Raw genomic sequence first — 24,076 nt, forward strand, 5'->3', positions numbered from 1 at the left:
TGGCGAGCGTCGATACGAGATGCGTCAATCGACACTGACTAAGACAGCGGCGTGCAGGTGCAGTGCCATTTCTGCAATAACTTGATACAGGTGAAATCACCCTGAAAAACTTGCAGTCATTTGTCGGCCATCTCACTAGAATAAGCGGCTTGGCACACATCACGGGAAGATCATGCCCTTACGTTCCGCTCTGTTCTCGCAACGCTCGCTGATCGTTACCCTGCTCGTGTTACTGGCCTGCGGCTTCCTGGCCACCTCGCTGCTAAGCTACTTCTCCTCGCGCAGCGCCATCCGCGACGGCATCATCAATACCGAATTGCCGCTGACCTCCGACACTGTCTACTCGGAAATCCAGAAAGACCTGATCCGCCCGGTGCTGATCGCCTCGATGATGGCCCAGGACACCTTCCTGCGCGACTGGGTGCTGTCCGGCGAACAGGATACCCAACGCATGACCCGCTACCTGAGTGAGGTCCTGGGCAAGCAGGACATCTTCACGTCCTTTTTCGTGTCCGATCGCACGCTGACCTACTACCAGGCCAAGGGCGTGCTCAAGCACGTCGAACCGGGCACCTGGCGTGATGCCTGGTATTTCCGTCTGCGTGAACTCAAGGCCCCTTATGAGATCAACGTCGATCTGGACATGGCCAACCAGGACAGCCTGACCGTGTTCATCAACTACCAGGTGCACGACTACCAGCAGCGCTTCATCGGCGCGGCAGGCGTAGGGCTGAGCGTATCTTCGGTGGTCAAGCTGATTGATCAGTACCAACGCCGCTACCAGCGCGCGGTGCTATTCACGGATGCCAAGGGCAAGGTGCTGCTGACCGGCTCCGAGGGTGGCCCGCATGGCTTGCAAGTCGGCCAGTCACTTAAGGACAACCCTGAGCTGAAGGCCATGCTGGCCGAGCAACTGGTGCCAGGCGAAGGCAGCCATGAGTACCATGACAGCGAAAACCACAGCCACTTTCTCAACGTTCGCCACCTGCCCGAACTGGACTGGTACCTGTTGGTGGACAAACGCGAAACCGGCGTCCTCGACCGCATTCGCCACGCGCTGTACCTGAACCTGGCGATCTGTACGATGATCACCCTGGTGGTGCTGGCACTGGTGCATGCCATGGTCCGCCGCCACCAGGCCAGCACCGAAGCCTTGGCCACGCTCGACAGCCTCACCGGCTTGCACAACCGGCGCAGCTTCGACCTGCTCGCCGCCCAGGCGCTGCGAGAAGCCCGGCGCGACAGTAGCCCTATGGTGGCCTTGCTGATCGATCTGGACCACTTCAAGGCGCTGAACGACAACCACGGCCACCTGGCAGGTGACGAAGTGCTACGCCAATTCGCCAATGTGCTGCAAGGCAGCCTGCGTCAGTCAGATATACTGTGCCGCTGGGGCGGTGAGGAATTCATCGTGCTGCTGCGCGAAGCTGAAGGCCGCCAGGCCATCGAGGTGGCGGAAAAGATCCGCCGACGCACCGAGCAGCTGACCTTCAGTTACGACAACCAGCCGCTGCGGCTGACCACCAGCATCGGCCTGAGCAGCCTGCAACCGGGGGATACCCTGCACGCCCTGCTGACCCGCGCCGACCGCGCGCTTTATCGTGCCAAGCAGGCTGGCCGCAACCGTGTCTGCAGTGAAACCCGCCATGAATGACAAGCAACACTGCCCCGCTTGCGGTGCCCTCAACCAATGCAGCCTGGCCGACCCACGCCGTGCCACCCAGGCGTGTTGGTGCTACAGCGTGACCATCGACCCGGCCGTGCTCCAGGCCCTGCCCGACGAGCTGCGTAACAAGGCCTGTCTGTGCCCGCGCTGCGCCGCCGTTGAAGAACAGCTCCGTCCATCCGCTGCCCACTGATCGTTGCCATGCGCCTTGACCGTTTCCTCGCCAACCTGCCCAGTTACAACCGCCAGCACGTTCGCCTGATGCTGGCGCAACGCCGCGTGCGAGTGGATGGCCAGGTAGTCAGCGACCCGCTGACCGACGTGCGTGAATTCAGCCGCGTAGAGCTGGACGAGCAACTGCTGCAGGCCGGCCGCCCGGCCCGCTACCTGATGCTGTACAAGCCCACTGGCTGCGTAAGCGCCACCCACGATCCGCAACACCGTACCGTTCTCGACCTGCTGCCAGCGGCGTTGCGAGATGACCTGCACATAGCCGGGCGCCTGGATTTCAACACGACCGGCCTGATGATCCTGACCAACGATGGCCAGTGGTCACGGCGCCTGACCCAGCCTGCCACCAAGCTGCCCAAGCATTATATGGTGGACACAGAGGACGAGATTGGCGAGCACTATGTGGCCAAGTTTCGCGAGGGTTTCTATTTTGCCTTCGAAGACCTCACCACCCAACCTGCCCAGCTGGACATCCTCGGCCCCCACCGAGCCCGGCTGGCGATCGTCGAGGGGCGTTACCACCAGGTCAAGCGCATGTTCGGGCATTTCAACAACAAGGTGATCGGGCTGCATCGGGAGAGCATGGGGGCGATCCGGCTGGATCCGGGGTTGGCGCCGGGGGAGTATCGTGAACTGACGGCCAATGAGATAGCCACTGTCTAGGCCGTGACAGACAGCCCACGTCGTCACACGACCGCTCAGCGACAAAAGTCACATTACTTACCGAACGGCACTTGCGCGATCCCCAACCCACTGCTTGAATCCAAATCGTCAGTCTGCATGTGACTACCAAGTCACACCTGCAATCAATGACACTTTTTGCCGGCCACCCAAAGCCTTGATGCCTTGGGGCACGGCAAATTGCCCGCCAAAAACAATACCGTCGACGCAAGTGCCAAGGATCGACACAGGGCCCCGGATTATCTTCAGGCAAATGCCTACCTGTCATAAAGAACGTGCACCCTAGGTGACGCGAATACCCTTTTTGCGCCAGGAGTCGATGACATGAGGCCAGAAATCGCTGTACTTGATATCCAAGGTCAGTATCGGGTTTACACGGAGTTCTATCGCGCGGATGCGGCCGAAAACACGATCATCCTGATCAACGGCTCGCTGGCCACCACGGCCTCGTTCGCCCAGACGGTACGTAACCTGTACCCACAGTTCAACGTGGTTCTGTTCGACCAGCCTTATTCAGGCAAGTCCAAGCCGCACAACCGTCAGGAACGGCTGATCAGCAAGGAGACCGAGGCGCATATCCTCCTTGAGCTGATCGAGCACTTCCAGGCAGACCACGTGCTGTCTTTTTCGTGGGGTGGCGCAAGCACGCTGCTGGCGCTGGCGCACCAGCCGCGGTACGTGAAGAAGGCGGTGGTGAGTTCGTTCTCGCCAGTGATCAACGAGCCGATGCGCGACTATCTGGACCGTGGCTGCCAGTACCTGGCCGCCTGCGACCGTTATCAGGTCGGCAACCTGGTCAATGACACTATCGGCAAGCACTTGCCGTCGCTGTTCAAACGCTTCAACTACCGCCATGTGAGCAGCCTGGACAGCCACGAGTACGCACAGATGCACTTCCACATCAACCAGGTGCTGGAGCACGACCTGGAACGTGCGCTGCAAGGCGCGCGCAATATCAACATCCCGGTGCTGTTCATCAACGGCGAGCGCGACGAGTACACCACAGTCGAAGATGCGCGGCAGTTCAGCAAGCATGTGGGCAGAAGCCAGTTCAGCGTGATCCGCGATGCGGGCCACTTCCTGGACATGGAGAACAAGACCGCCTGCGAGAACACCCGCAGTGTCATGCTGGGGTTCCTCAAGCCAACCGTGCGTGAACCCCGTCAACGTTACCAACCCGTGCAACAGGGGCAGCATGCATTTGCCATTTGAGCGGCTCGGCGCCTTGTAGCCAATACCCGCAAGCCACGGGGCGCCGACAAGCTTTTTTATAACTTGGGCTTCTAATTCGCTGAAGGTTCTGGTAAAAAGTCGAGCTCAGATGCGGGTATAGTTTAGTGGCAAAACGAAAGCTTCCCAAGCTTTAGTTGAGGGTTCGATTCCCTCTACCCGCTCCACATCGCATTCCCGCATGGCGTTCCAGCAACGTCATCGCAGTCAAAAGGAGCCTAGGCTCCTTTTTTCGTTTTTCACCTGCCTTGACCTGGCCCATGGCCATTTACCCACCGATCCGCTTCAATGCGCATCGGGTTTTTGCGTGCGCAAGCGAAACGGCTTGTGGCGGATATGCTCAATGGATTCGTGAAACAATTCGAAAGGACTACGCATGTTTCTCTCCCGCTGGCTACCAGGTCTTGCCAACCTGCTGCATTACCGCCGCGAATGGTTCCACGCCGACCTGCAAGCTGGCCTGTCGGTAGCCGCGATCCAGATTCCCATTGCCATTGCCTACGCGCAGATCATCGGGCTGCCGCCGCAATATGGCCTGTACGCCTGCGTGCTACCGATGATGGTCTATGCGCTGATCGGTAGCTCGCGCCAGCTGATGGTCGGCCCCGACGCCGCCACTTGCGCGATGATCGCCGGTGCCGTGGCACCGCTGGCCATGGGCGACCCGCAGCGCATCGTCGAACTGTCGGTGATCGTCACCGTGCTGGTCGGCGTGATGCTGATTGCCGCGGGCCTGGCGCGGGCCGGTTTCATCGCCAGCTTCTTCTCGCGGCCGATCCTGATCGGCTACCTCAACGGTATCGGCCTGAGCCTGATCGCCGGGCAGCTGTCCAAGGTGGTGGGCTTCAAGATCGAGGGCGACGGTTTCATCCTCAGCCTGATCAACTTCGTCCAGCGCCTGGGGGAAACTCACTGGGTCACATTGATCATCGGCCTGGCCGCCCTGGGCCTGCTCATCTGGCTGCCACGGCGCTACCCGCGCCTGCCCGCAGCCCTCACGGTAGTGGCGCTGTTCATGCTGCTTGTTGGCCTGTTCGGCCTTGACCGCTTCGGCGTCGCCGTCCTTGGGCCGGTACCTTCAGGCATCCCGCAACTGGCTTGGCCACACAGCAACCTGGCGGAAATGAAGAGCCTGCTGCGCGACGCCCTGGGTATCGCCACCGTCAGCTTCTGCAGCGCCATGCTTACCGCACGCAGCTTTGCCGCCCGGCATGGCTATGCGATCAACGCCAACCACGAATTCGTCGCCCTGGGCGTGAGCAACCTGGCGGCCGGGGTTTCCCAGGGCTTTGCCATCAGCGGTGCCGACTCGCGCACTGCAGTCAACGACATGGTCGGTGGCAAAAGCCAGCTGGTGGGCATCATCGCGGCACTGGTGATCGCCCTGATCCTGCTGTTCTTCACCGCGCCCATGGCCTGGATCCCGCAGGCTGCGCTGGGCGCCGTGCTGCTGATGGCGGGTTGGGGGCTGATCGACATCAAATCGCTGGGGCATATCCGGCGTCTAAGCCGCTTCGAGTTCTGGCTGTGCCTGCTGACCACGGCGGGCGTACTGGGCCTGGGTGTGCTGCCCGGCATCGTGTTTGCCGTGACCCTGGCGATCCTGCGCCTGCTTTACAGCATCTACCAGCCCACCGATGCCGTACTGGGCTGGCTGCCGGGCACCGAAGGCCAGGTGGACATCCGCAAGTTCAAAGACGCCCGCACCGTGCCTGGCCTGGTGGTGTACCGCTTCGACGACGCCATCCTGTTCTTCAATGCCGACTACTTCAAGATGCGCCTGCTTGAAGCCGTGCAAAGCCAGGACCAGCCTAAAGCCGTGCTGTTCGATGCCGAAGCGGTAACCAGCATCGATGTCAGCGGCATCGCCGCCCTGCGCGAAGTGCGCGACACCCTGGCGGCTCAAGGCATCCTCTTCGCCATCGCCCGCGCCCGTGGCACTTTCCTGCGCATGCTGGTGCGCTCGGGAATGGCGCGGGACATGGAAGAAAAACTGCTATTCGGCTCGGTACGCGCAGGGATTCGTGCGTACCGCGTGTGGCGCAACCAAAACCGCAGCGTGCAAGTGACAGAACAGGGTTGAGCGGCTTTCATCCTGTTCAACGTGCTGCGCCTGTGCTGGCCCTTTCGCGGGTAAACCCGCTCCTACATGGACTTGTAGGAGCGGGTTTACCCGCGAAAGGGCCAGCACAGGCAGCACAAAACCATCACCTTGACACCAACCCTCGCACACCTTGCATGACATGCTAAAGTCGCCCCGTTCCCCGCACCACCCAACGGATCCAGCATGCCCGCACTTGATGCCACCCTTACCCCCTGGCCAGAACTCGCCGCCCGCCATCCCTGCGACGCCCTGCTGCTGGGCAACGGCGCAAGCCGCGCAGTATGGAAGCCGTTCGGCTACTTCTCGTTGTTCGAGCAGGCGCAACGCGCAGGCCGCAAGAAAGGCCTGGCGGTCAGTGACCAGGCACTGTTCAAGTCCTTGGCCACGGAACTGTTCGAGCCGGTGCTCAGCGCCCTCAACACCACCGTGCGTACCAATGCCGCACTGGCGATCAACTCCACCGCGCCGCTGAACCGCTACTACTCGATCAAGGAAGCATTGATTCACGCCGTGCGCACGGTGCATCTGCCCTGGCCATTGATGCCGCCGGCCACCCTGGCAACCCTCAATCAGGCCCTGCGCGGCTATCGAAGCGTCTACACCAGCAACTACGACCTGGTGCTGCCATGGGCCGTGCAGCACGCCTCGAATGGCTTCGCCGAACTGTTCGACGAACAAGGCTATTTCGACGTGCGACGCACCGGCAGCGAAGGTACCCGGGTGCTGCACCTGCATGGCGGCCTGCACCTGCTCAAGCTGCCCGACGGCACCACCCGCCAGCGCAGCGCTGAAAGCGCCGAACTGCTCGATGGGTTTGCGGTGAATATCCCGGGTGAAGTCCCGCTGTTCGTCAACGAAGACCGCAGCGACGAGAAACTGCGCGCGATCCGCAACTCGGACTATCTGAGCTGGTGCCTGGGGCAGCTGGCGCAGGAAAGCCAAGGGATATGCCTGTTCGGGCAGCATCTGGACAGCAGTGACCGGCACCTGCTCGACGCTGTTCGCCAAGCCCATCCGCAACAGCTATCCATCGCCATTCGGCCGCTGGGCGAGGCGTCGGTGATCAATCAGAAGCAGCATTTTGCAGATCGTTTCGGGGATTTGCCGGGGACGGTGCTGCATTTCTTCGATGCCAGCACCCATCCGTTGGGGCAGGCAGCATTGGCTATCGAAGTGCCCCCTGCTCGGCGCTGACAGAGTGCCCGGCAGGCGTGCCGGTGGGTGGCGTCAGAGCAACCCATCCGCGCGCAACAACGTTTCCAGGCAATGCTCCTGCACCCCGTAGAACGCTTTGAGCTGGGCAATCTTCTCCAGCAACGCCCCGTTATCCCCCGCCTGCCGCCGCTTCACCGCAAGAATCATCTTGTTCTTGTTGGTGTGCTCCAGCGAGATGAACTCGAACACCTTGGTTTCATAGCCACAGGCTTCCAGGTACAGCGCACGCAGGCTGTCGGTCAGCATCTCGGCCTGCTGGCCCAGGTGCAGGCCATACTGCAGCATGGGCTGCAGCAACCCCGGGCTGTGCAGTTGCGGGCGGATCTGCTTGTGGCAGCACGGCGAGCACATGATGATCGCGGCGTTGCAGCGGATGCCGGTATGGATGGCGTAGTCAGTGGCGATATCACAGGCATGCAAGGCGATCATCACCTCGATGGCCTCAGGCACCACGCTGCGCACATCACCACACTGGAACTCCAGGCCCGGGTGGTCGAGGCGTGCGGCCGCGGCGTTGCACAGGTCGACCATGTCCTGGCGCAGCTCCACGCCGGTCACCTGTGCGTCACGGCCCAAACTGTTGCGCAAGTAGTCATGCATGGCAAAGGTCAGGTAGCCCTTGCCCGAACCGAAGTCGGCCACCCGCAGCGCCTGTTCCGGCGACACAGGTGCATTGGCCAGGGCGTGATCAAAAACCTCGATGAATTTGTTGATCTGCTTCCACTTGCGTGACATGGACGGGATCAGTGCGCCTTGTGCGTCGGTCACACCGAGGTCGCGCAGAAACGGCCGCGACAGCTCCAGATAACGCTTCTTCTCGCGGTCATGCCCGCTGCCCGCATCGGCCACGCGCGGTGCCTGGGCACCGTGGCGCTGGAGCATCGGTTTGCCCTTCTTGCTGAAGGTCAACTGCACTTCGCCGTCAGCATCGAACAGATGAGCATTGCGGAAGCTGTCCGGCAGCAGTTCGGCAACCAGCACCTGGGCCTGATCCAGCGGCAGGTTGCGGGTGATGTCGCGGGTCTGGTGGCGGTAGACCAGCGACAGGCACGGCTGGCCCTTGACCTGCAGCGGCTTGGCAATGATCCGTTGCAAGGTCTGGTCGGCACCGACATGGCGCGCCAGCACCAGCTTGACCAGGGTTTCGCCGTGCAGGGCGGCGTTCAGCAGGTCGAGAAACTGAGCGCGCGCATCCGGCGCGCAAGAGGCAGAAGTACTGGCGGACATGAAAAAGGGGGCCTTGGGTAGCGGAACGCCTATTCTAACGTGCCGCAGGCACCCTGTGGGAGCAGGCTTGCCCGCGAACACCGGCAAAGCCGGTGGCAGACGCCGTATCGCCTGATTCGCGGGCAAGCCCGCTCCTACAGGGAATCCAGCAAGGCTGGGCGCGCCTTCAGTCGAGAATCACCAAGCGGTTGGGCAACTCGTTGCGTGCATGGGTTGGCGGCACGTGCTGGCTAAGCAGCTCGCCACACGCTTCGATGCACTCGACAAAGCCCTGCAAGGTGCGGCCCTGGCGCACCTGTTCGGCCAAGCGGGCACCGATGGCCGCGCGGGCTTCGGCATCCAGGCAGTGTTCGATACCCCGATCGACCAGGATCTCCACATGCTGCTCTGCCTCGCTGACGAAAATCAGCACGCCCGTGGCGCCTGCTGTGCGCTGCAGGTTCTGCTCGCGAAACTGCTGCTGGGCCAGGCGCGAAGCACGCCAGCGGCGCAAGGTACGGGGGATCAGCCAGTCGGCCAGGCGCGGGTTGCGCAGCAGCAGGCACAAAACGACGAACAGCAGCACGTTGCCCATCAGCACGCCACGCACGCTGGGCCAAGCCAGCAGCCAGTGCAACAGACCGGGCACGGTCAGTGCCAGCACGGCGGCCCACAACAACGGCCAATACGCATAATCGTCGGCACGACGGGCAAGCACCGTCACAAGTTCGGCATCGGTACGCCGTTCGGCACAGGCAATGGCTTCGGCAATCTGCCGCTGATGGTATTCGTCGAAGGGGGTCATGCCGTCGGTCTCTTGAGCGTTCTTATAGTTGTTATCCCGGCATTCGGGGCTTCATCCGCAGGCGACATATTCAGGCATAATCCGCCGCTGGAAGAATTGCCTGCAAATCGTACAACAATAGCCGCCTGAAAACTTCGGTCGCGCACGTATCACCGTGGATACGGCAGAGGCCCCAAAACGGAATTGATGATGAAACTGTCTTTGCTGGGCCTGGCCATGGGCCTTGCCAGTCAGGCGGCCCTCGCCGCCCCCACCGCCCCGCCCCTGCAGGACAAGCAGGCATTCATCGAGCATCTGATCAGCCAGATGACCGAAGCCGAGAAAATCGGCCAGTTGCGCCTGATCAGCATCGGCCCGGAAATGCCCCGCGACAAGATCCGCGAGGAAATCGCCGCCGGCCGTATCGGTGGCACCTTCAACTCCCGCACTGCCCCCGAAAACCGGCCGATGCAGGACGCGGCCATGCGCAGCCGCCTGAAGATCCCGATGTTCTTCGCCTACGACACCGTCCACGGCGAGCGCACCATCTTCCCGATCGGCCTGGGTATGGCCGCTACCTGGGACATGGAGGCCGTCGCCAAGGTCGGCCGCACCGCCGCGATCGAAGCCTCGGCCGACGCCCTGGACATGACGTTCGCGCCAATGGTGGATATCGCCCGTGACCCGCGCTGGGGCCGCACCAGCGAAGGTTTCGGCGAAGACACCTACCTGACTTCGAAAATTGGCCAGGTAATGGTGCGCTCGTTCCAGGGCAGCAGCCCGGCCAACCCCGACAGCATCATGGCCATCGTCAAGCATTTCGCCTTGTATGGCGCCGTGGAAGGCGGGCGCGACTACAACACGGTCGATATGAGCCTGCCGAAAATGTACAACGACTACCTGCCACCCTATCGCGCCGCGCTCGATGCGGGTGCCGGTGGCGTGATGGTAGCGCTGAACTCGATCAACGGCGTACCGGCCACCTCCAACACCTGGCTGATGAACGACCTGCTGCGCAAGGAGTGGGGCTTCAAGGGTGTGACCATCAGCGACCACGGTGCCATCCAGGAGCTGATTCGCCACGGCGTCGCCCGGGACGGCCGTGAAGCCGCCAAGCTGGCGATCAAGGCCGGCATCGACATGAGCATGAACGATACCCTGTACGGCGAAGAGCTGCCGGGCCTGCTGAAGTCCGGCGAGGTGACCCAGCGCGAACTGGACCAGGCGGTGCGTGAAGTGCTGGGTGCCAAGTACGACATGGGCCTGTTCAAGGACCCGTACGTGCGCATCGGCAAGGCCGAAACCGACCTGAAGGACTACTACGGCAACGACCGCCTGCACCGCGAAGCTGCGCGTGACGTGGCACGCCGCAGCCTGGTGCTGCTGGAAAACCGCAACCAGACCCTGCCGCTGAAAAAGACCGGCACCATTGCCTTGGTCGGCCCGCTGGCCGATGCCCCGATCGACATGATGGGCAGTTGGGCCGCCGACGGTAAGCCCGTTCACTCGGTGACCGTGCGCGAAGGCTTGCGCCGCGCCGTGGAAGGCAAGGCCAAGCTGGTCTACGCCAAAGGCTCCAACGTCACGGGCGACAAGGCGATCTTCGATTACCTGAACTTCCTCAACTTCGATGCCCCGGAAATCGTCGACGACCCACGCCCGCCTGCGGTGATGATCGATGAAGCAGTCAAGGCGGCGAAGCAATCCGACGTCGTGGTCGCAGTGGTCGGCGAGTCCCGCGGCATGTCCCACGAGTCGTCGAGCCGCACCACCCTGGAGATCCCGGCCAGCCAGCGCGAGCTGATCAAGGCGCTCAAGGCCACCGGCAAACCGCTGGTGCTGGTGCTGATGAACGGCCGGCCGCTATCCATCAGCTGGGAGCGCGAGCAGGCCGACGCCATCCTGGAAACCTGGTTCGCCGGCACCGAAGGCGGCAATGCCATCGCCGACGTGCTGTTTGGCGACTACAACCCCTCCGGCAAGCTGGCCATTACCTTCCCACGGTCGGTGGGGCAGATCCCGATGTACTACAACCACACGCGCATCGGCCGGCCGTTCACGCCGGGCAAGCCGGGCAACTACACCTCGCAATACTTCGAAGAACCCAACGGGCCGCTTTACCCGTTCGGCTATGGCTTGAGCTACAGCAGCTTCGAGCTGTCCGGCCTGAACCTGTCGAGCAAGGATCTCAAGCGCGGCGATACGCTGGAAGCCAAGGTAACGGTCAAGAACACCGGCAAGGTTGCAGGCGAGACGGTGGTACAGCTGTACCTGCAGGATGTGTCGGCGTCGATGAGCCGCCCAGTGAAAGAGCTGAAAAACTTCCAGAAGCTGATGCTTGAACCGGGTGAAACCCGCACGTTGACCTTCCGCATCAGCGAGGACGACCTGAAGTTCTACAATGGCCAGTTGCAGCGGGTTGCCGAACCAGGGGAGTTCAATGTCCAGGTAGGGCTGGATTCCCAGGCGGTGCATCAGCAGAGTTTTGAATTGCTTTGACTGAAATAGGCCGCCTGTTCCGGCCTCTTCGCGGATAAAACCCGCGCCTACAGGTGCTGCAGAGTACCTGTAGGCGCGGGTTTACCTGTGAAGAGGCCGGCCCCGATATCCCACCACCGGATCCGCCCCCGATGCCCTTTTCCTTTCGCGCCCTGCGTCTGGGGCTGATCACCCTGCTGATCGTGCTGGGTACCGCACTCAGCGCCGGATGGGCCATGCACCAGGCCAAGCGCCAGACCATGGAAGACGACGCCAAGCGTGCCAGCCAGCAACTGGGCCTGTACGCCAACGCACTGCACACCCTGATCGATCGCTACCGTGCCCTCCCCGCCGTGCTGGCGCTGGACCCGGAGCTGATAACAGCCTTGCGCGGCCCTATCGACGAAAAGGTTCAGAACGCCCTGAACCTCAAGCTCGAACGCATCAATGGCGCCGCCAATTCCTCCACCCTCGAGCTGCTCGACCGCACCGGGCTGGCCATTGCCGCCAGCAACTGGCGGCTGCCCAGTAGCTACGTCGGTTCCAACTACGGTTTCCGCCCCTACTTCAAGCAAACCCGCAGCCAGGGCAGTGGCCGCTTCTATGCCGTGGGCGTGACCAGTGGCGTGCCGGGCTACTTCCTCGCCAGCGCGGTGAACGACGAGCACGGCCGATTCCTTGGCGCCATGGTGGTGAAGCTGGAGTTCCCCGAGCTGGAACGCGAATGGCGACAGGGCAACGATATCCTGCTGGTCAGCGACGCCCGAGGCATCACTTTCATCGCAAACCAGGATGGCTGGCGTTACCGCGAACTTCAGCCGCTCAGTGGCGCCGACCGTGCGGAGCTGGCCGAAACCCGTCAGTACGACAAGCAACCGCTGGTGCCGCTACACCATCAGGTGCTGACGCGGTTTGCCCCCTACAGCACCCTAAGCCGCGTGCAAGGCCCCGAGGGTAGTACCGAGTACCTGTGGGAAAGCCTGCCGCTGGAAGGCGAAAACTGGACCTTGCACCTGCTGCGCAAACCGCAGGTCGCTGCCGACGGCCGTAATGCCGCGCTTGGCGCCGCCGCCGTCTGGCTGAGCCTGGTGTTCGCCGCCCTTTTCGTCAGCCAACGCCTGCGCCTGGCACGCCTGCGCCAGCGCAGCCGGCAAGAACTCGAACGCCAGGTCGAGGAGCGCACCCGCGAGCTGCGCACTGCCCAGGAAGGCTTGGTGCAATCAGCCAAGCTGGCCGCACTCGGGCAGATGTCAGCGGCCATGGCCCACGAAATCAACCAACCGCTGACCACCCAACGTATGCAGCTGGAAACCCTGCGCCTGCTGCTTGACCATGGTCGCCATGACGAAGCGCGGCAAGCGCTGGAGCCACTGGAACAGATGCTCACGCGTATGGCAGCACTTACCAGCCACCTGAAAACCTTTGCCCGCAACAGCCCGATGGGCCTGCGCGAACGCCTTGACCTGGCAACCGTGGTCGACCAGGCCTTGCACCTGCTGGAAGCGCGACTTCGCAACGAAGAAGTGGAAGTGGCTCTGTACCTGGCACGTCCGGCCTGGGTACGCGGCGATGCCATCCGCCTGGAGCAGGTGCTGATAAACCTACTGCACAATGCACTCGACGCCATGCTCGACAAGCGTTACAAACGCCTGGAAATCCGCATCGAACCCGACGGGGAGCTATGGCGCCTGAGTGTGCTCGACTCGGGCGGCGGCATTGCCGAAGCCGATCTGGCCAAGGTCTTCGACCCATTCTTCACCACCAAACCGGTGGGGGAAGGGCTAGGGCTGGGCCTGGCCATTTCCTACGGCATCGTCCACGAGGCCGGCGGCCAGCTGCGGGCCGAAAACCTGCCTGGCGGCGCGCGTCTGAGCCTTACCCTGCCCCGTGACCTGGAGCCTGTATGTTGAATTCGGTGATCGTCGTCGATGATGAAGCCAGTATCCGCACTGCTGTCGAGCAATGGCTGAGCCTGTCTGGCTTCAGCGTGCAGTTGTTCGCTCGCGCCGAAGCGTGCCTGGCACAGCTGCCACAGCACTTCCCTGGGGTGATCATCAGCGATGTGCGTATGCCGGGCATGGATGGCCTGCAATTGCTCGAACGCCTGCAGGCGAACGACCCCGACCTGCCCGTGATTCTGCTGACCGGTCACGGTGATGTACCGATGGCCGTAGAAGCCATGCGATTGGGGGCCTATGACTTCCTGGAAAAACCCTTCACGCCGCAAGACTTGCTGGGCAGCCTGCGCCGCGCCCTGGAAAAGCGCCAGCTGGTGCTTGAGAACCGCCGGCTCCACGAGCAGGCCGACCTCAAGTCACGCCTGGAAGTCACGCTGCTGGGCATGTCCCAGGGCCTGCAACAGCTGCGCCGGCAAGTGCTGGACCTGGCCGGCCTGCCGGTGAACGTGCTGATCCGCGGTGAAACCGGCAGTGGCAAGGAGCGGGTGGCCCGCTGCCTGCACGACTTTGGCCCCCGTGCCGCCAAGCCCTTTGTAGCCCTTAACTGCGCAGCCATCCCCGAGTCGTTGTTCGAGGCCGAACTGTTCGGCCATGAGAGCGGCGCCTTCACGGGCGCCCAGGGTAAACGAATCGGCAAGCTGGAATATGCCAACGGTGGCACCGTGTTCCTCGACGAAATCGAGAGCATGCCACTGGCCCAACAGGCCAAGCTGTTGCGGGTGATACAGGAGCAGAAGCTGGAGCGCCTGGGGGCCAACCAGAGCATCAGCGTCGACCTGCGCATCATTGCTGCGACCAAGCCCGACCTGCTCGAGGAGGCTCGTGCCGGGCGCTTCCGCGAAGACCTGGCCTACCGCCTGAACGTGGCCGAATTGCGCCTGGCACCGCTGCGCGAGCGGCGGGAGGACATTCCGCTGCTGTTCGAACACTTTGCCCGTGCTGCAGGTGAAAAGCTTGGTCGCACCGCCCCGCCGCTATCGGCTGCACAGCTGGCGCAGCTGCTGTCACATGACTGGCCTGGCAACGTGCGTGAGCTGGCCAATGCGGCGGAGCGGCATGCGCTGGGCCTGGGTTCGCCAAACATCGAGGTGGCACCTGCCGGGCAGTCGCTGGGCGAGCAGATGGAAGCATTCGAGGCGCAATGCCTGCGCGCGGCCTTGCGTCAGTATGGGGGCGAGATCAAGTCGGTGATGGAGGCATTGCAACTGCCGCGGCGCACCCTTAACGAAAAGATGCAACGGCATGGGCTGGTGCGCGAGGACTTTATTGGGCAGGCATGAGCGGGAATCCGCTTATGACCAAGACCTGGTAGGCAAAAAACCGCTCATAACATCGAGGTTTTGGACTGCTTTGCAGCCCTTCGCGGTCAAGCCCGCTCCTGCAAAGGGCGGCGCAACACCCACTACTGTGCCGGCTCGGGCTATTTGATGCCCTCAAATGAATCAGCCCGCACCCATTTGGCACACCTTCTGCAATTGCCTTGGCAAGCTGCGCCACGGCGCGCTCCACAAAAACAACGAGAAGGTATCCCTCATGGATAACGCCACCTCCCTGCCCGCCGGGGCGGCCACCGCGCCTGCCGCAGAAAAAACCACCGCCAGCCGCCTGAAGTCGATTTTCAGCGGGTCCATCGGCAACATGGTCGAATGGTACGACTGGTACGTCTACGCCGCATTCTCGCTGTACTTCGCCAAGGCCTTCTTCCCCGCCGGCGACTCCACCGCACAACTGCTCAATACCGCTGCGATCTTCGCCGTGGGCTTCCTGATGCGCCCGATCGGTGGCTGGCTGATGGGCCTGTACGCCGACCGCAAGGGCCGCAAGGCCGCGCTGATGGCGTCGGTATTGCTCATGTGCGCAGGCTCGCTGGTCATCGCCCTGACCCCAGGTTATGAAACCATCGGCGTCGCCGCACCTGTCCTGCTGGTCATCGCGCGCCTGCTGCAGGGCCTGTCGGTGGGTGGTGAATACGGCACCTCGGCCACCTACCTCAGCGAGATGGCCAGCAAGGAGCGCCGTGGTTTCTTCTCCAGCTTCCAGTACGTGACCCTGATCTCTGGCCAGCTCATCGCCCTGGCGGTACTGATCGTCCTGCAACAGACCCTGACCACCGAGCAGTTGTACGCCTGGGGCTGGCGCGTGCCGTTCGTGATCGGTGCGCTGTGCGCCGTGGTGGCCCTGTACCTGCGTCGCGGCATGGAAGAAACCGCCTCGTTCACCAAGAAGGAAAAGGCCAAGGAAAGCCTGATGCGCACCCTGCTGCGTCACCCCAAGGAGTTGATGACCGTCGTCGGCCTGACCATGGGCGGCACCCTGGCCTTCTACACCTACACCACCTACATGCAGAAATACCTGGTCAACACCGTGGGCATGAGCATCAGTGACTCGACCACCATCTCGGCCGCCACGCTGTTCCTGTTCATGTGCCTGCAGCCGGTGATCGGTGGTCTGTCCGACAAGATCGGCCGCCGTCCGATCCTGATCGCCTTCGGCGTGCTCGGCACCCTGTTCACCGTCCCCATCCTCAGCACCCTGCACACCATCCAGACCTGGTGGGGTGCATTCTTCCTGATCATGGCCGCACTGATCATCGTAAGCGGCTATACCTCGATCAACGCCGTGGTCAAAGCCGAGCTGTTCCCTACCGAGATTCGCGCCCTGGGCGTGGGCCTGCCGTATGCCCTGACGGTGTCGATCTTCGGTGGCACCGCCGAATACGTGGCCCTTTGGTTCAAGAGCGCTGGGATGGAGAGCGGCTTCTACTGGTACGTCACCGCCTGTATCGCCTGCTCGCTGCTGGTTTACGCGACCATGAAAGACACCAAGCAGCACTCGCGGATTACCACTGAGTAACGCTGGCCTGGCAGTACTAAAAAGGGGCGCTCCATTGCATGGAGCGCCCCTTTTTCATTCAGAACTTTCCTTCTTAACGCCCTATTAATTCCACCTTATCAAGCTGCAATGGCTGGCAGAACGCTAGCGCCCGTACGAACGCTCCCAAGCCAGCCTTGCGACCTGAAGGACGACATAGGCGCCCAAATACATCGAACAAATAGATTATTAGCCACTGTTTTTTGCGCTTTTTAATCAAATTATTCGGCGTAGGATTAAACCCATAGAAACAAGCAACTCACAAACCCCTGGAGCAACGACCATGAAAAACAAACTGATCCTTACCCTGGCCCTCTCGGTTTTCGCAGCTGGCGCCTTCGCCGAAGATGGCTTCGACCGGACCGACGCTCACACCTTTGCCGCGGTTCAAACCCAGTCAGCCAGCTACGCTGAAGATGGCTTCAACCGCACCGGTGGCCAGCGCTTCGCCGAAGACGGCTTCGACCGCACCGGTGGCCAACGCTTCGCTGAAGACGGCTTCGACCGCACCGGCGGCCAACGCTTCGCCGAAGACGGCTTCGACCGCACCGGCGGCCAACGCTTCGCTGAAGACGGCTTCGACCGCACCAACGCGCACCGCATCAGCTGATACCTGATTGCGAGCACCCAGCCCGGCTTCGGCCGGGCTTGATCATTTGCAGGCAAGCTCAGGCTTGGCACACTAGGCACCTTGTCCACCAGGAGGTAGGGCCAACAAGCCCAGCACAGATGTATTACTACGAACCCGCCAAAGGCCACGGCCTGCCGCACGACCCGTTCAATGCCATCGTCGGTCCCCGCCCGATCGGCTGGATCTCCTCTCAGGACCGCGAAGGCCGCCTGAACCTGGCGCCTTACAGCTTCTTCAATGCGTTCAACTACATCCCGCCGATCATCGGTTTCTGCAGCGTCGGGCGCAAAGACAGCCTGAACAACATCGAGCAGACCGGTGAGTTCGTCTGGAACCTGGCCACCCGCCCACTGGCCGAGCAAATGAACCTGAGCTGTGCACCGGTTGCTGCCGAAGTGAACGAATTCGAATTGAGCGGCCTCACTGCCGCACCGTCGAGCATCGTCAAGGTGCCACGCGTGGGTGAAACGCCGGTAGCCTTCGAGTGCAAGGTCAGCCAGATCGTCCAGCTCAAGCGCGCCGATCAGGAACAGGTGCCCAGCTGGCTGATCCTTGGGGAAGTGGTGGCGGTGCACATTGCCGAGCACCTGTTGAACAACGGCATCTACGATACCGCTGCCGCCGAGCCGATCCTGCGTGGAGGTGGCCCAGCGGATTATTTCGAGCTGGGCAACCTGTTCAAGATGGCCCGGCCGCCGGCCTGATCACCAGACCAGCTCACCCTCTTCGCTGACGCCCTGCAGGCGTTGCAGCTCGGCGGTGGCCGCTTCGTCGGCGGCCACAGCGCCCTTGAACACCTGCCCGTCGAGAACCTTGTGAAAGCGCGGCGCACCGCCCATGCCCAAGGCTTTGACTGCGATGGCCGCGTTGTAGCCGCCACCTTCCACCGGCACCATCGCCGATACCGCTTCGAAATGAGTGAATTCCCTACGTGCCATGTTGCTGTCCGGGTTGTTGAACAAGGGCGTCACTTTACCTCATCCAGGCTCAGTCGAAGGTATGCAAGTCCAGGCTGCTGACCACCTGAGCCTGCACCAGCTCACCGAACACCTCCAGTGTCGGCGAAGCAAAGTAACCACTCATCGCCTGCTGGTCCTGCCAGCTTCCGCTGAGCAACCACAGGTCAGCATCAGCCTGAGAACGCTGCACGGTGAAACTCAGGCAACCCGGTGTACGCAGCGAGGGCTCGAGCAGGTCACGCAGGCGCGCGCCCAGCTCTGCCGAGCGCCCGCTGCTGGCACGGATGAAAGCAAGGTGGGTGACCGGTTGTTTAAGGGTCATTGCACAATCTCCTTGAAGCAGGCGGACGGAAAAGCCAGGCTGCCAAGGTTAGGCGCTCACCCGCGCGGCGCGTTAGGCCATTACTGCATGTCGATTGCCTGATCCTGCAGCGCGGCAGGATCAGGCAATCGACATGCAGCTTTCGACTAGCGCCCGTCTTTGCCCAAACCTATGCTGCGTCGGTCAGCAGAGGAAAGCCATCATGACCACCGCCACGTCCACCGAACCGACCCTGGAACTGCAGCGCCTGGAGCTGGCCGAGCTGATCAACCGCCATGCGGGCGAGCCCTTTGGCCCAGCATCGGCCATCGATGACCTGTACCTGGTGCGTTACACCGAAAATGTGCGTTCTGTACCCACCCTGGCGCAGCCTGCCCTGTGCATCCTTGCCCAAGGCAGCAAAAGCCTGTTCCTGGGTGACGAGCAGTACGCCTACGACCCACTGCATTACATGGTCGTTTCGGTGACCTTGCCACTCAGTGCCGTGAGGCTGGATGCCAGCCCCGAGAACCCAAGCCTGGGCCTGCGCATGGACCTGGACCCGGCCGAGATCAGCCAGCTGATCGCCGAGAGCGGGCCGATGCTGGTACCCAATCGACCTTCCGGCCGTGGTTTGTATGTGGAAAGGACTGATGCCGCGTTACTCGATGCCCTGCTGCGGTTGCTGCGGCTGCTGGACACCCCTCGCGACATCGCAATGCTGGCGCCGCTGTTCCGCCGAGAGATTCTCTACCGCCTGCTGCGTGGTCCGCAGGGTTACCGGCTGTATGAAATTGCCTTGGCCAACAGCCAGACCCACCGGGTTTGCCAGGCCATCTCCTGGCTCAACAACAACTTCCAACAGCCGCTGCGTATCGAGGACCTGGCCCGTGAGGTCAACCTCAGCACCTCGACCTTGCACCACCGCTTCAAGGCCGTGACCTCGATGAGCCCGCTTCAGTACCAGAAGCAACTGCGCCTGCAGGAGGCGCGGCGGCTGATGTTGAACGATGGGCTGGAGGCGGCGGTGGCGGCTTATCGGGTGGGTTATGAAAGCCCGTCGCAGTTCAGCCGTGAATACAGCCGGCTTTACGGCGCGCCGCCGATTCGTGATGTGGCTCGGTTGCGGGCTACTGCGGTCTGAAGCTCAACATTCGCCTGCACCGGCGCTTTCGCGGGTAAACCCGCTCCTACAGGTTTTTGCACAGATGCGAAAATTGCGCGCTGCCTGCAGGCGCGAGAGGCCGATACAGGCAATCGCAATACTTCAACCCAATACCGCGGCCTGCCACTGATTCTGGTCCACCTGAATCAAGGTCGGCCCCTTGCGCTCAACCGCTTGCCCGAGCGCCGCCTGCAATTGGGCGATATCGGCCACGTTCTCTGCTGCCGCGCCCAACGCCCGCGCCACGCCGATGAAATCCGGGGTATGGATATCCACTCCGACCGGCTCGATCGCCCGATTGACCATGTATTTCTTGATTTCCTCGTACCCCTGGTTATTCCACAGCAGTACGATCAGCGGTACCTGCGCCTCCACTGCACTGGCCAGTTCCGGCAGGGTGAACTGCAAACCACCATCACCAATCAGGCACACCGCCGGAGCGCGTTCGACGGTCTGCTCGCCACTGCCCAACCAGGCGCCCATGGCTGCTGGCAACGCGTAACCCAAGGTGCCGTAACCGGTCGAGGCGTTGAACCAGCGGCGTGGCTGCTCCATGTCGAGTGTCAGGTTGCCGGTATACACAGGTTGGGTCGAGTCGCCCACCAGAATCGCATTAGGCAGGCGCTCCAGTATGGCGCTCAGCAAACGTGTCTGGCTCAGGGTTGGCTGGTCCCAGTCTGCCGCCAGGACCTTGCGCAGGTTGGCCACGCGAGCCATGCCCCAAGTGCTTTCGTGCACTGGCTGCGGCTGAGTTTGCAAGGCACCGAGCAGCGCTTCGGCTGCCAGCTTGGCATCGGCTACCAGCGCCAGCTCCGGCAGATAATTGCGCACGGTCTGGTCCGGGTCGATGTCAATGCGCAGCAGCCTGCCCGGGATCTCGAAGCCTCCCTTGAAGGTCACGTCATAATCGGTTTCGGCCAGTTCGGTGCCGATCGCCAGCACCACGTCCGCCTCGGCCACCAGCGCCCGTGTGGCCGGTAACGACTGGGTCGAGCCGATCTGCAATGGGTGGCTGGCAGGCAGCAAGCCTTTGGCATTGATGGTCAGCGCCACCGGGGCCTGCAGGTGTTCAGCCAGCCGTGCCAGCGCGGCCCCTGCAGCCAATGCCCCGCCACCGGCCAGAATCAGCGGCCGACGCGCACTGGCCAGGCGCTCAGCCATCTGCGCTACGGCCTGCGGTGCAGCACCAGCCCGACTGCCACGTACAGGGCGGCCCGGCAGCAGGAAGTCGGCCGGTTCAACCAGCACATCGAGCGGGATTTCGATATGCACCGGGCGTGGCCGGGCACTGTCGAACACGGCAAATGCCCTGGCCAGTACCTGCGGCAAGTCGGCTGCACTCATCAAGGTGTGGGAAAACGCCGCCACACCCGATACCAGCGCGGCTTGGTTGGGCAGCTCGTGCAACTTGCCACGGCCACCGCCCAGCTGGTCACGGGACTGCACGCTGGAAATCACCAGCATCGGGATCGAGTCGGCATAGGCCTGGCCCATGGCAGTGGTGATATTGGTCATGCCCGGGCCGGTGATAATGAAGCACACCCCGGGTTTGCCGCGGGTGCGCGCATAGCCGTCAGCCATGAACCCGGCACCTTGCTCATGACGCGGGGTGATGTGACGAATGGAAGAGCCCGCCAGGCCACGATAGAGCTCTACGGTATGTACACCGGGGATGCCGAAAACATGATCGACGCCATAGCCTTCAAGGAGTTTGACCAGTACTTCGCCACAGGTTGCCATCAGGGGTCACCATGAATCTTGTTGGGGTATGCCCTTATTGGACCCAAGCCACGGCTATCGCCACAATGTAAAAAAACACATACTAGCCATGTCCTGTGATCATGGCTCACTGCAATGAAACGCCTCCCGCCCCTGCCTGCCCTGCACACGTTTCTGGTCACCGCCCAGCACTGCAACTTCACCCGCGCCGGGCAGCAGTTGCACATCACCCAGGGCGCTGTCAGCCGCCAGATTGCAGCCCTCGAAGAACACCTCGGTTATGCCCTGTTCAAGCGCGAGGCGCGTGGGTTGAGCCTGACCCGTGAAGGCCTGGACTGGCTGCCACGGGTGCAGCAGGTGTTCGCCCTGATCGAACAAGGGGTGCGCGAGGTGGGTGAGCACAGCACCACTCTGCAGCTCAAGGCCCCCACCTGCGTGATGCGTTGGCTGCTGCCGCGCCTGATGGAGTGGCAGGCACTGCGCCCGGACGTACCGGTGGAGCTGACCACTACAGTGCAGCACGGGGTGGATTTGCGTCGCGAGGGCTTCGATGCCGCAGTGGTCTACGGCGATGCGCCGAACCACGGGCTGCAGGTGCGCAAGCTGTTCGATGAGCAGCTGACCCCGGTGTGCGCACCGTCACTGCGTGAGGGGCCAGTGCCGTTGCAGCAGGTGGAAGACCTGGCCCGACATATGTTGCTGCATCCCTCGCGGGATGAACACGACTGGCGGTTGTGGTTGCAGGCGGCTGGAGTGACGCTGGCCACGCATGGACCCAAACAGCATTTCGAGACACTGGACATGGCGATGGCCATGGCTTCGCAGGGGACAGGGGTGGCAATCGGTGACTGGTCGCTGATTGGCGATGACCTGCGCGGCGGGCGGTTGTGCATGCCGTTTGCGCTGAAGGTGCTGACAGGCAAGGGGTATTACCTGGTGAGCCAGGCCAGGAGCTTGCCGCCGGGGTTGCTGGAATTGCTGGACTGGCTGGAGGGCCAGGCCAGCCTGTGACGGTCCTTTCGCAGTCGACTCAATAGCCGACTGTGAACCGTTGCCGCGAGTGCTGCGGCTGCTCCAGCTCATCCAGCATGGCAATCGCATAGTCGGCAAACGTGATCCAGCTCTTGCCGTCCGCACCGATCAACAGATGATCCTTGCCCAGCGTATAGTGACCTCTGCGCTCACCCTCAACGAACTCAGCCGAAGGCGAGAGGAAGGTCCAGTCCAGGTTCGGCTCGCGCCGCAGCGCCTCCAGAAAACGCACGCCGGCACTGGCCTCGGCTTTATACGCCTCCGGGAAATCCGGGCTGTCGATCACCCGATGCCCTGACGGCAGCAACAAGCTACCGGCGCCACCCACCACCAGCAGGCGCTTGACCCCGGCGCGCTTCACCGGCTCGATGATGGCGTGCGGCTGCATTGTCGAGAAATGCGCGGCACTCAACACAGCGTCCATACCTGCGACCGCTGCTTGCAGGGCCGCGCTGTCCGTGACATCCAGCGACTTGACGGTCACACCCTCTCGCCCTTCAAGCGTGGAAGGGTCGCGGGCAATGGCCAGTACACGGTGACCACGGCGCAGGGCCTCTTCCAGTAACTGGCTGCCAGCGCGGCCAGTGGCACCGATGATTGCGATCTTGCTCATGAAATACTCTCCATCAGTTGAACGAAATGACTGCCCTTGGCGACCCTCGCCGCCAGCGCCAAGGCTCTCGTCTGCCGGCTTCGGATAACGCCTTCCGGCAAACAATGCGCATAGCTTAGTTACCCGATTCGTCACAAAAAATGCGATGCTCAGACATAGTTTGTTTCTGAAATCGGGCAAATCATGGATCGCCTCAACGCCATGCGTGTATTCGTCACAGTCATCGATCTGGGCAGCCAGTCGGCGGCGGCGGACTATCTGCAGTTATCGCGGCCGGTCGTGTCGCGCTACCTGGCAGAGTTGGAAGACTGGGTTGGCACGCGGCTGATGCAGCGGACCACGCGCAAGCTCAGCCTCACGGCAGCCGGCCAGGAAACCCTGCCTCGCTGCCGGCAACTGCTGGAACTGGCCGGCGACATGCAGGCTGCCGTGCAGCAGCCGGAAGACTCGCCAAGGGGGGCACTGCGTATCAGCGTCAGTACCTCATTCGGCCAGGCACAGCTGGTGGATGCAGTGGCCGCCTATGTGCGGCGCTTTCCCGACGTGAAGGTAGAACTGCAGATGCTCGACCGCACCGTCAACCTGGTGGACGAGCGCATCGACCTGGCCATTCGCACCAGCAATGACGTGGACCCCAGCCTCATCGCCCGGCGCCTGAGCGTGTGCCGCTCGGTCGTGTGCGCGGCACCGGCCTACCTGAATGAGCGAGGCACGCCGCAACGGGTTGAGGAACTGAGCCAGCACAACTGCCTGACCCATGCCTATTTCGGACACAGCTTGTGGCATTTCGCGGTAGCCGGCCAGCAGGTCGCCGTGCCCGTATCGGGAAACATCAGTGCCAATGAGGTGATGACCCTGCAGAGGGCCGCGCTGGCTGGCGCAGGTATCGCCATGCTGCCAACCTTCCAGGCCGCAGACGCCATACGCCGGGGTGAACTGGTGCGTCTGCTGCCCGAGGCCAAACCACGTGAACTGAACCTGAATGCGGTGTATACGTCGCGCAAACACATGCCGGCGACCTTGCGCAGCATGCTGGATTTCTTGGTACAGCGTTTCAAGGACGAGCCGGAGTGGGATCGGGATCTATACTAGTGGCGTACACCCCTATCGCTGTCACAGGAGGTGAGCACCATGGGCATCAATTCCAGAAGAGTCGCCCTTGTCATGGCCCTTACCGCAGTCGCAGCGCTGTATGGCTCAGCCTGCTGGCGCGCCGAACTGCTACGCAGCCA

At 62.3% G+C, this 24,076-nt stretch carries 21 protein-coding genes and 1 tRNA gene; 16 read left to right on the forward strand and 6 right to left on the reverse strand.

Annotated features, from left to right (window positions below; translation table 11 throughout):
• Window positions 1-172: 172 nt before the first annotated feature.
• From ACF8FG_RS14610 to ACF8FG_RS14640, 7 genes are all read left to right on the forward strand, one after another.
• Window positions 173-1,654: a diguanylate cyclase gene (locus ACF8FG_RS14610; protein WP_014592230.1), complete on the forward strand. Its 1,482-nt coding sequence runs from the start codon at window positions 173-175 to the stop codon at window positions 1,652-1,654.
• Window positions 1,647-1,859 (forward strand): cysteine-rich CWC family protein, encoded by a 213-nt coding sequence (locus ACF8FG_RS14615; RefSeq protein ID WP_003252007.1) that lies wholly within the window; start codon window positions 1,647-1,649, stop codon window positions 1,857-1,859. The genes ACF8FG_RS14610 and ACF8FG_RS14615 overlap by 8 nt, the downstream gene beginning before the upstream one ends.
• An 8-nt stretch (window positions 1,860-1,867) precedes the next feature.
• Window positions 1,868-2,560 carry a pseudouridine synthase gene (locus tag ACF8FG_RS14620; protein ID WP_144179941.1) on the forward strand — a complete coding sequence of 231 codons (693 nt, stop codon included), beginning with the start codon at window positions 1,868-1,870 and terminating at the stop codon, window positions 2,558-2,560.
• A gap of 342 nt (window positions 2,561-2,902) precedes the next feature.
• On the forward strand, window positions 2,903-3,790 hold the full coding sequence (gene phaG / locus ACF8FG_RS14625) for a (R)-3-hydroxydecanoyl-ACP:CoA transacylase (protein WP_014592232.1): 888 nt from the start codon (window positions 2,903-2,905) through the stop codon (window positions 3,788-3,790).
• Window positions 3,791-3,901: 111 nt separating this feature from the next.
• Window positions 3,902-3,975, forward strand: a tRNA-Gly gene (locus ACF8FG_RS14630).
• Window positions 3,976-4,184: 209 nt separating this feature from the next.
• Complete coding sequence (locus ACF8FG_RS14635; RefSeq protein WP_134697825.1) at window positions 4,185-5,891, forward strand: SulP family inorganic anion transporter; 1,707 nt, start codon at window positions 4,185-4,187, stop codon at window positions 5,889-5,891.
• A gap of 204 nt (window positions 5,892-6,095) precedes the next feature.
• The gene (locus ACF8FG_RS14640; RefSeq protein WP_134697824.1) at window positions 6,096-7,106 is read left to right on the forward strand and encodes a DUF4917 family protein; all 1,011 of its coding nucleotides are present in this window, start codon (window positions 6,096-6,098) and stop codon (window positions 7,104-7,106) included.
• Between the two features lie 33 nt (window positions 7,107-7,139).
• Here the strand turns inward: ACF8FG_RS14640 and ACF8FG_RS14645 are convergent, their stop codons facing one another.
• Both ACF8FG_RS14645 and ACF8FG_RS14650 read right to left on the reverse strand, forming a co-directional pair.
• Window positions 7,140-8,354, reverse strand: coding sequence for an SAM-dependent methyltransferase (locus tag ACF8FG_RS14645; RefSeq protein WP_019437039.1), 1,215 nt, complete (start codon window positions 8,352-8,354; stop codon window positions 7,140-7,142).
• Between the two features lie 166 nt (window positions 8,355-8,520).
• Window positions 8,521-9,138, reverse strand: coding sequence for a TPM domain-containing protein (locus ACF8FG_RS14650; RefSeq protein ID WP_014592236.1), 618 nt, complete (start codon window positions 9,136-9,138; stop codon window positions 8,521-8,523).
• 186 nt (window positions 9,139-9,324) lie between these two features.
• Between ACF8FG_RS14650 and bglX the strand changes: the two genes are divergently transcribed.
• The 6 genes from bglX to ACF8FG_RS14680 all read left to right on the forward strand — a co-directional run bounded on the left by bglX (window position 9,325) and on the right by ACF8FG_RS14680 (window position 17,759).
• A complete protein-coding gene (gene bglX / locus ACF8FG_RS14655; RefSeq protein WP_014592237.1) occupies window positions 9,325-11,616 on the forward strand; it encodes a beta-glucosidase BglX in 2,292 nt (763 codons plus the stop codon).
• Between the two features lie 131 nt (window positions 11,617-11,747).
• Entirely contained in the window at window positions 11,748-13,505 is a 1,758-nt protein-coding gene (locus ACF8FG_RS14660) for an ATP-binding protein (protein ID WP_318078133.1), read from the forward strand.
• Window positions 13,499-14,833 carry a sigma-54 dependent transcriptional regulator gene (locus ACF8FG_RS14665; protein WP_070384321.1) on the forward strand — a complete coding sequence of 445 codons (1,335 nt, stop codon included), beginning with the start codon at window positions 13,499-13,501 and terminating at the stop codon, window positions 14,831-14,833. Before ACF8FG_RS14660 ends, ACF8FG_RS14665 begins: the two co-directional genes overlap by 7 nt.
• 253 nt (window positions 14,834-15,086) lie before the next feature.
• The gene (locus ACF8FG_RS14670) at window positions 15,087-16,406 is read left to right on the forward strand and encodes an MFS transporter (protein ID WP_003251986.1); all 1,320 of its coding nucleotides are present in this window, start codon (window positions 15,087-15,089) and stop codon (window positions 16,404-16,406) included.
• Between the two features lie 301 nt (window positions 16,407-16,707).
• Complete coding sequence (locus ACF8FG_RS14675; protein WP_318078137.1) at window positions 16,708-17,034, forward strand: hypothetical protein; 327 nt, start codon at window positions 16,708-16,710, stop codon at window positions 17,032-17,034.
• A gap of 119 nt (window positions 17,035-17,153) precedes the next feature.
• On the forward strand, window positions 17,154-17,759 hold the full coding sequence (locus tag ACF8FG_RS14680; protein ID WP_010952506.1) for a flavin reductase family protein: 606 nt from the start codon (window positions 17,154-17,156) through the stop codon (window positions 17,757-17,759).
• Here ACF8FG_RS14680 and ACF8FG_RS14685 read toward each other — a convergent pair whose 3' ends face one another.
• Together ACF8FG_RS14685 and ACF8FG_RS14690 are read right to left on the reverse strand one after the other, a co-directional pair.
• Entirely contained in the window at window positions 17,760-18,026 is a 267-nt protein-coding gene (locus ACF8FG_RS14685) for a hypothetical protein (RefSeq protein ID WP_014592241.1), read from the reverse strand.
• A 16-nt stretch (window positions 18,027-18,042) separates the two neighbouring features.
• Window positions 18,043-18,336 carry a putative quinol monooxygenase gene (locus ACF8FG_RS14690; protein ID WP_010952504.1) on the reverse strand — a complete coding sequence of 98 codons (294 nt, stop codon included), beginning with the start codon at window positions 18,334-18,336 and terminating at the stop codon, window positions 18,043-18,045.
• 202 nt (window positions 18,337-18,538) lie between these two features.
• On the opposite strand from ACF8FG_RS14690, the gene ACF8FG_RS14695 reads away from it, so the two are divergent.
• The gene (locus tag ACF8FG_RS14695; RefSeq protein WP_014592242.1) at window positions 18,539-19,459 is read left to right on the forward strand and encodes an AraC family transcriptional regulator; all 921 of its coding nucleotides are present in this window, start codon (window positions 18,539-18,541) and stop codon (window positions 19,457-19,459) included.
• A gap of 123 nt (window positions 19,460-19,582) precedes the next feature.
• On the opposite strand, the gene ACF8FG_RS14700 is transcribed toward ACF8FG_RS14695, so the two are convergent.
• Window positions 19,583-21,220 (reverse strand): 5-guanidino-2-oxopentanoate decarboxylase, encoded by a 1,638-nt coding sequence (locus ACF8FG_RS14700; protein WP_070384323.1) that lies wholly within the window; start codon window positions 21,218-21,220, stop codon window positions 19,583-19,585.
• 114 nt (window positions 21,221-21,334) lie between these two features.
• Between ACF8FG_RS14700 and ACF8FG_RS14705 the strand changes: the two genes are divergently transcribed.
• Complete coding sequence (locus tag ACF8FG_RS14705; protein ID WP_014592244.1) at window positions 21,335-22,210, forward strand: LysR substrate-binding domain-containing protein; 876 nt, start codon at window positions 21,335-21,337, stop codon at window positions 22,208-22,210.
• Window positions 22,211-22,229: 19 nt separating this feature from the next.
• On the opposite strand, the gene ACF8FG_RS14710 is transcribed toward ACF8FG_RS14705, so the two are convergent.
• Window positions 22,230-22,844, reverse strand: a complete 615-nt coding sequence (locus ACF8FG_RS14710; protein WP_076402229.1) for an NAD(P)-dependent oxidoreductase — start codon at window positions 22,842-22,844, stop codon at window positions 22,230-22,232.
• Between the two features lie 183 nt (window positions 22,845-23,027).
• Here ACF8FG_RS14710 and ACF8FG_RS14715 point away from each other — a divergent pair, with 183 nt between their 5' ends.
• Entirely contained in the window at window positions 23,028-23,936 is a 909-nt protein-coding gene (locus ACF8FG_RS14715; protein ID WP_070384325.1) for a LysR family transcriptional regulator, read from the forward strand.
• Window positions 23,937-24,076 lie beyond the last annotated feature (140 nt).

This window comes from Pseudomonas sp. YQ_6 (genome assembly GCF_043103245.1).
In the GTDB taxonomy this organism is placed as follows: Bacteria; Pseudomonadota; Gammaproteobacteria; order Pseudomonadales; family Pseudomonadaceae; genus Aquipseudomonas; species Aquipseudomonas alloputida.

Bases quoted from the DNA above. Each gene is read 5' to 3' on its own strand.
- ACF8FG_RS14665 (WP_070384321.1), top strand. From the start codon at position 13,499: ATGTTGAATTCGGTGATCGTCGTCGATGATGAAGCCAGTATCCGCACT.
- ACF8FG_RS14620 (WP_144179941.1), top strand. From the start codon at position 1,868: ATGCGCCTTGACCGTTTCCTCGCCAACCTGCCCAGTTACAACCGCCAG.
- ACF8FG_RS14640 (WP_134697824.1), top strand. From the start codon at position 6,096: ATGCCCGCACTTGATGCCACCCTTACCCCCTGGCCAGAACTCGCCGCC.
- ACF8FG_RS14660 (WP_318078133.1), top strand. From the start codon at position 11,748: ATGCCCTTTTCCTTTCGCGCCCTGCGTCTGGGGCTGATCACCCTGCTG.
- ACF8FG_RS14700 (WP_070384323.1), bottom strand. From the start codon at position 21,220: ATGGCAACCTGTGGCGAAGTACTGGTCAAACTCCTTGAAGGCTATGGC.
- phaG (WP_014592232.1), top strand. From the start codon at position 2,903: ATGAGGCCAGAAATCGCTGTACTTGATATCCAAGGTCAGTATCGGGTT.
- ACF8FG_RS14705 (WP_014592244.1), top strand. From the start codon at position 21,335: ATGAAACGCCTCCCGCCCCTGCCTGCCCTGCACACGTTTCTGGTCACC.
- ACF8FG_RS14645 (WP_019437039.1), bottom strand. From the start codon at position 8,354: ATGTCCGCCAGTACTTCTGCCTCTTGCGCGCCGGATGCGCGCGCTCAG.
- ACF8FG_RS14610 (WP_014592230.1), top strand. From the start codon at position 173: ATGCCCTTACGTTCCGCTCTGTTCTCGCAACGCTCGCTGATCGTTACC.
- ACF8FG_RS14615 (WP_003252007.1), top strand. From the start codon at position 1,647: ATGAATGACAAGCAACACTGCCCCGCTTGCGGTGCCCTCAACCAATGC.
- ACF8FG_RS14680 (WP_010952506.1), top strand. From the start codon at position 17,154: ATGTATTACTACGAACCCGCCAAAGGCCACGGCCTGCCGCACGACCCG.
- ACF8FG_RS14715 (WP_070384325.1), top strand. From the start codon at position 23,028: ATGGATCGCCTCAACGCCATGCGTGTATTCGTCACAGTCATCGATCTG.
- ACF8FG_RS14695 (WP_014592242.1), top strand. From the start codon at position 18,539: ATGACCACCGCCACGTCCACCGAACCGACCCTGGAACTGCAGCGCCTG.
- ACF8FG_RS14675 (WP_318078137.1), top strand. From the start codon at position 16,708: ATGAAAAACAAACTGATCCTTACCCTGGCCCTCTCGGTTTTCGCAGCT.
- ACF8FG_RS14710 (WP_076402229.1), bottom strand. From the start codon at position 22,844: ATGAGCAAGATCGCAATCATCGGTGCCACTGGCCGCGCTGGCAGCCAG.
- ACF8FG_RS14650 (WP_014592236.1), bottom strand. From the start codon at position 9,138: ATGACCCCCTTCGACGAATACCATCAGCGGCAGATTGCCGAAGCCATT.
- ACF8FG_RS14635 (WP_134697825.1), top strand. From the start codon at position 4,185: ATGTTTCTCTCCCGCTGGCTACCAGGTCTTGCCAACCTGCTGCATTAC.
- ACF8FG_RS14690 (WP_010952504.1), bottom strand. From the start codon at position 18,336: ATGACCCTTAAACAACCGGTCACCCACCTTGCTTTCATCCGTGCCAGC.
- ACF8FG_RS14670 (WP_003251986.1), top strand. From the start codon at position 15,087: ATGGATAACGCCACCTCCCTGCCCGCCGGGGCGGCCACCGCGCCTGCC.
- bglX (WP_014592237.1), top strand. From the start codon at position 9,325: ATGATGAAACTGTCTTTGCTGGGCCTGGCCATGGGCCTTGCCAGTCAG.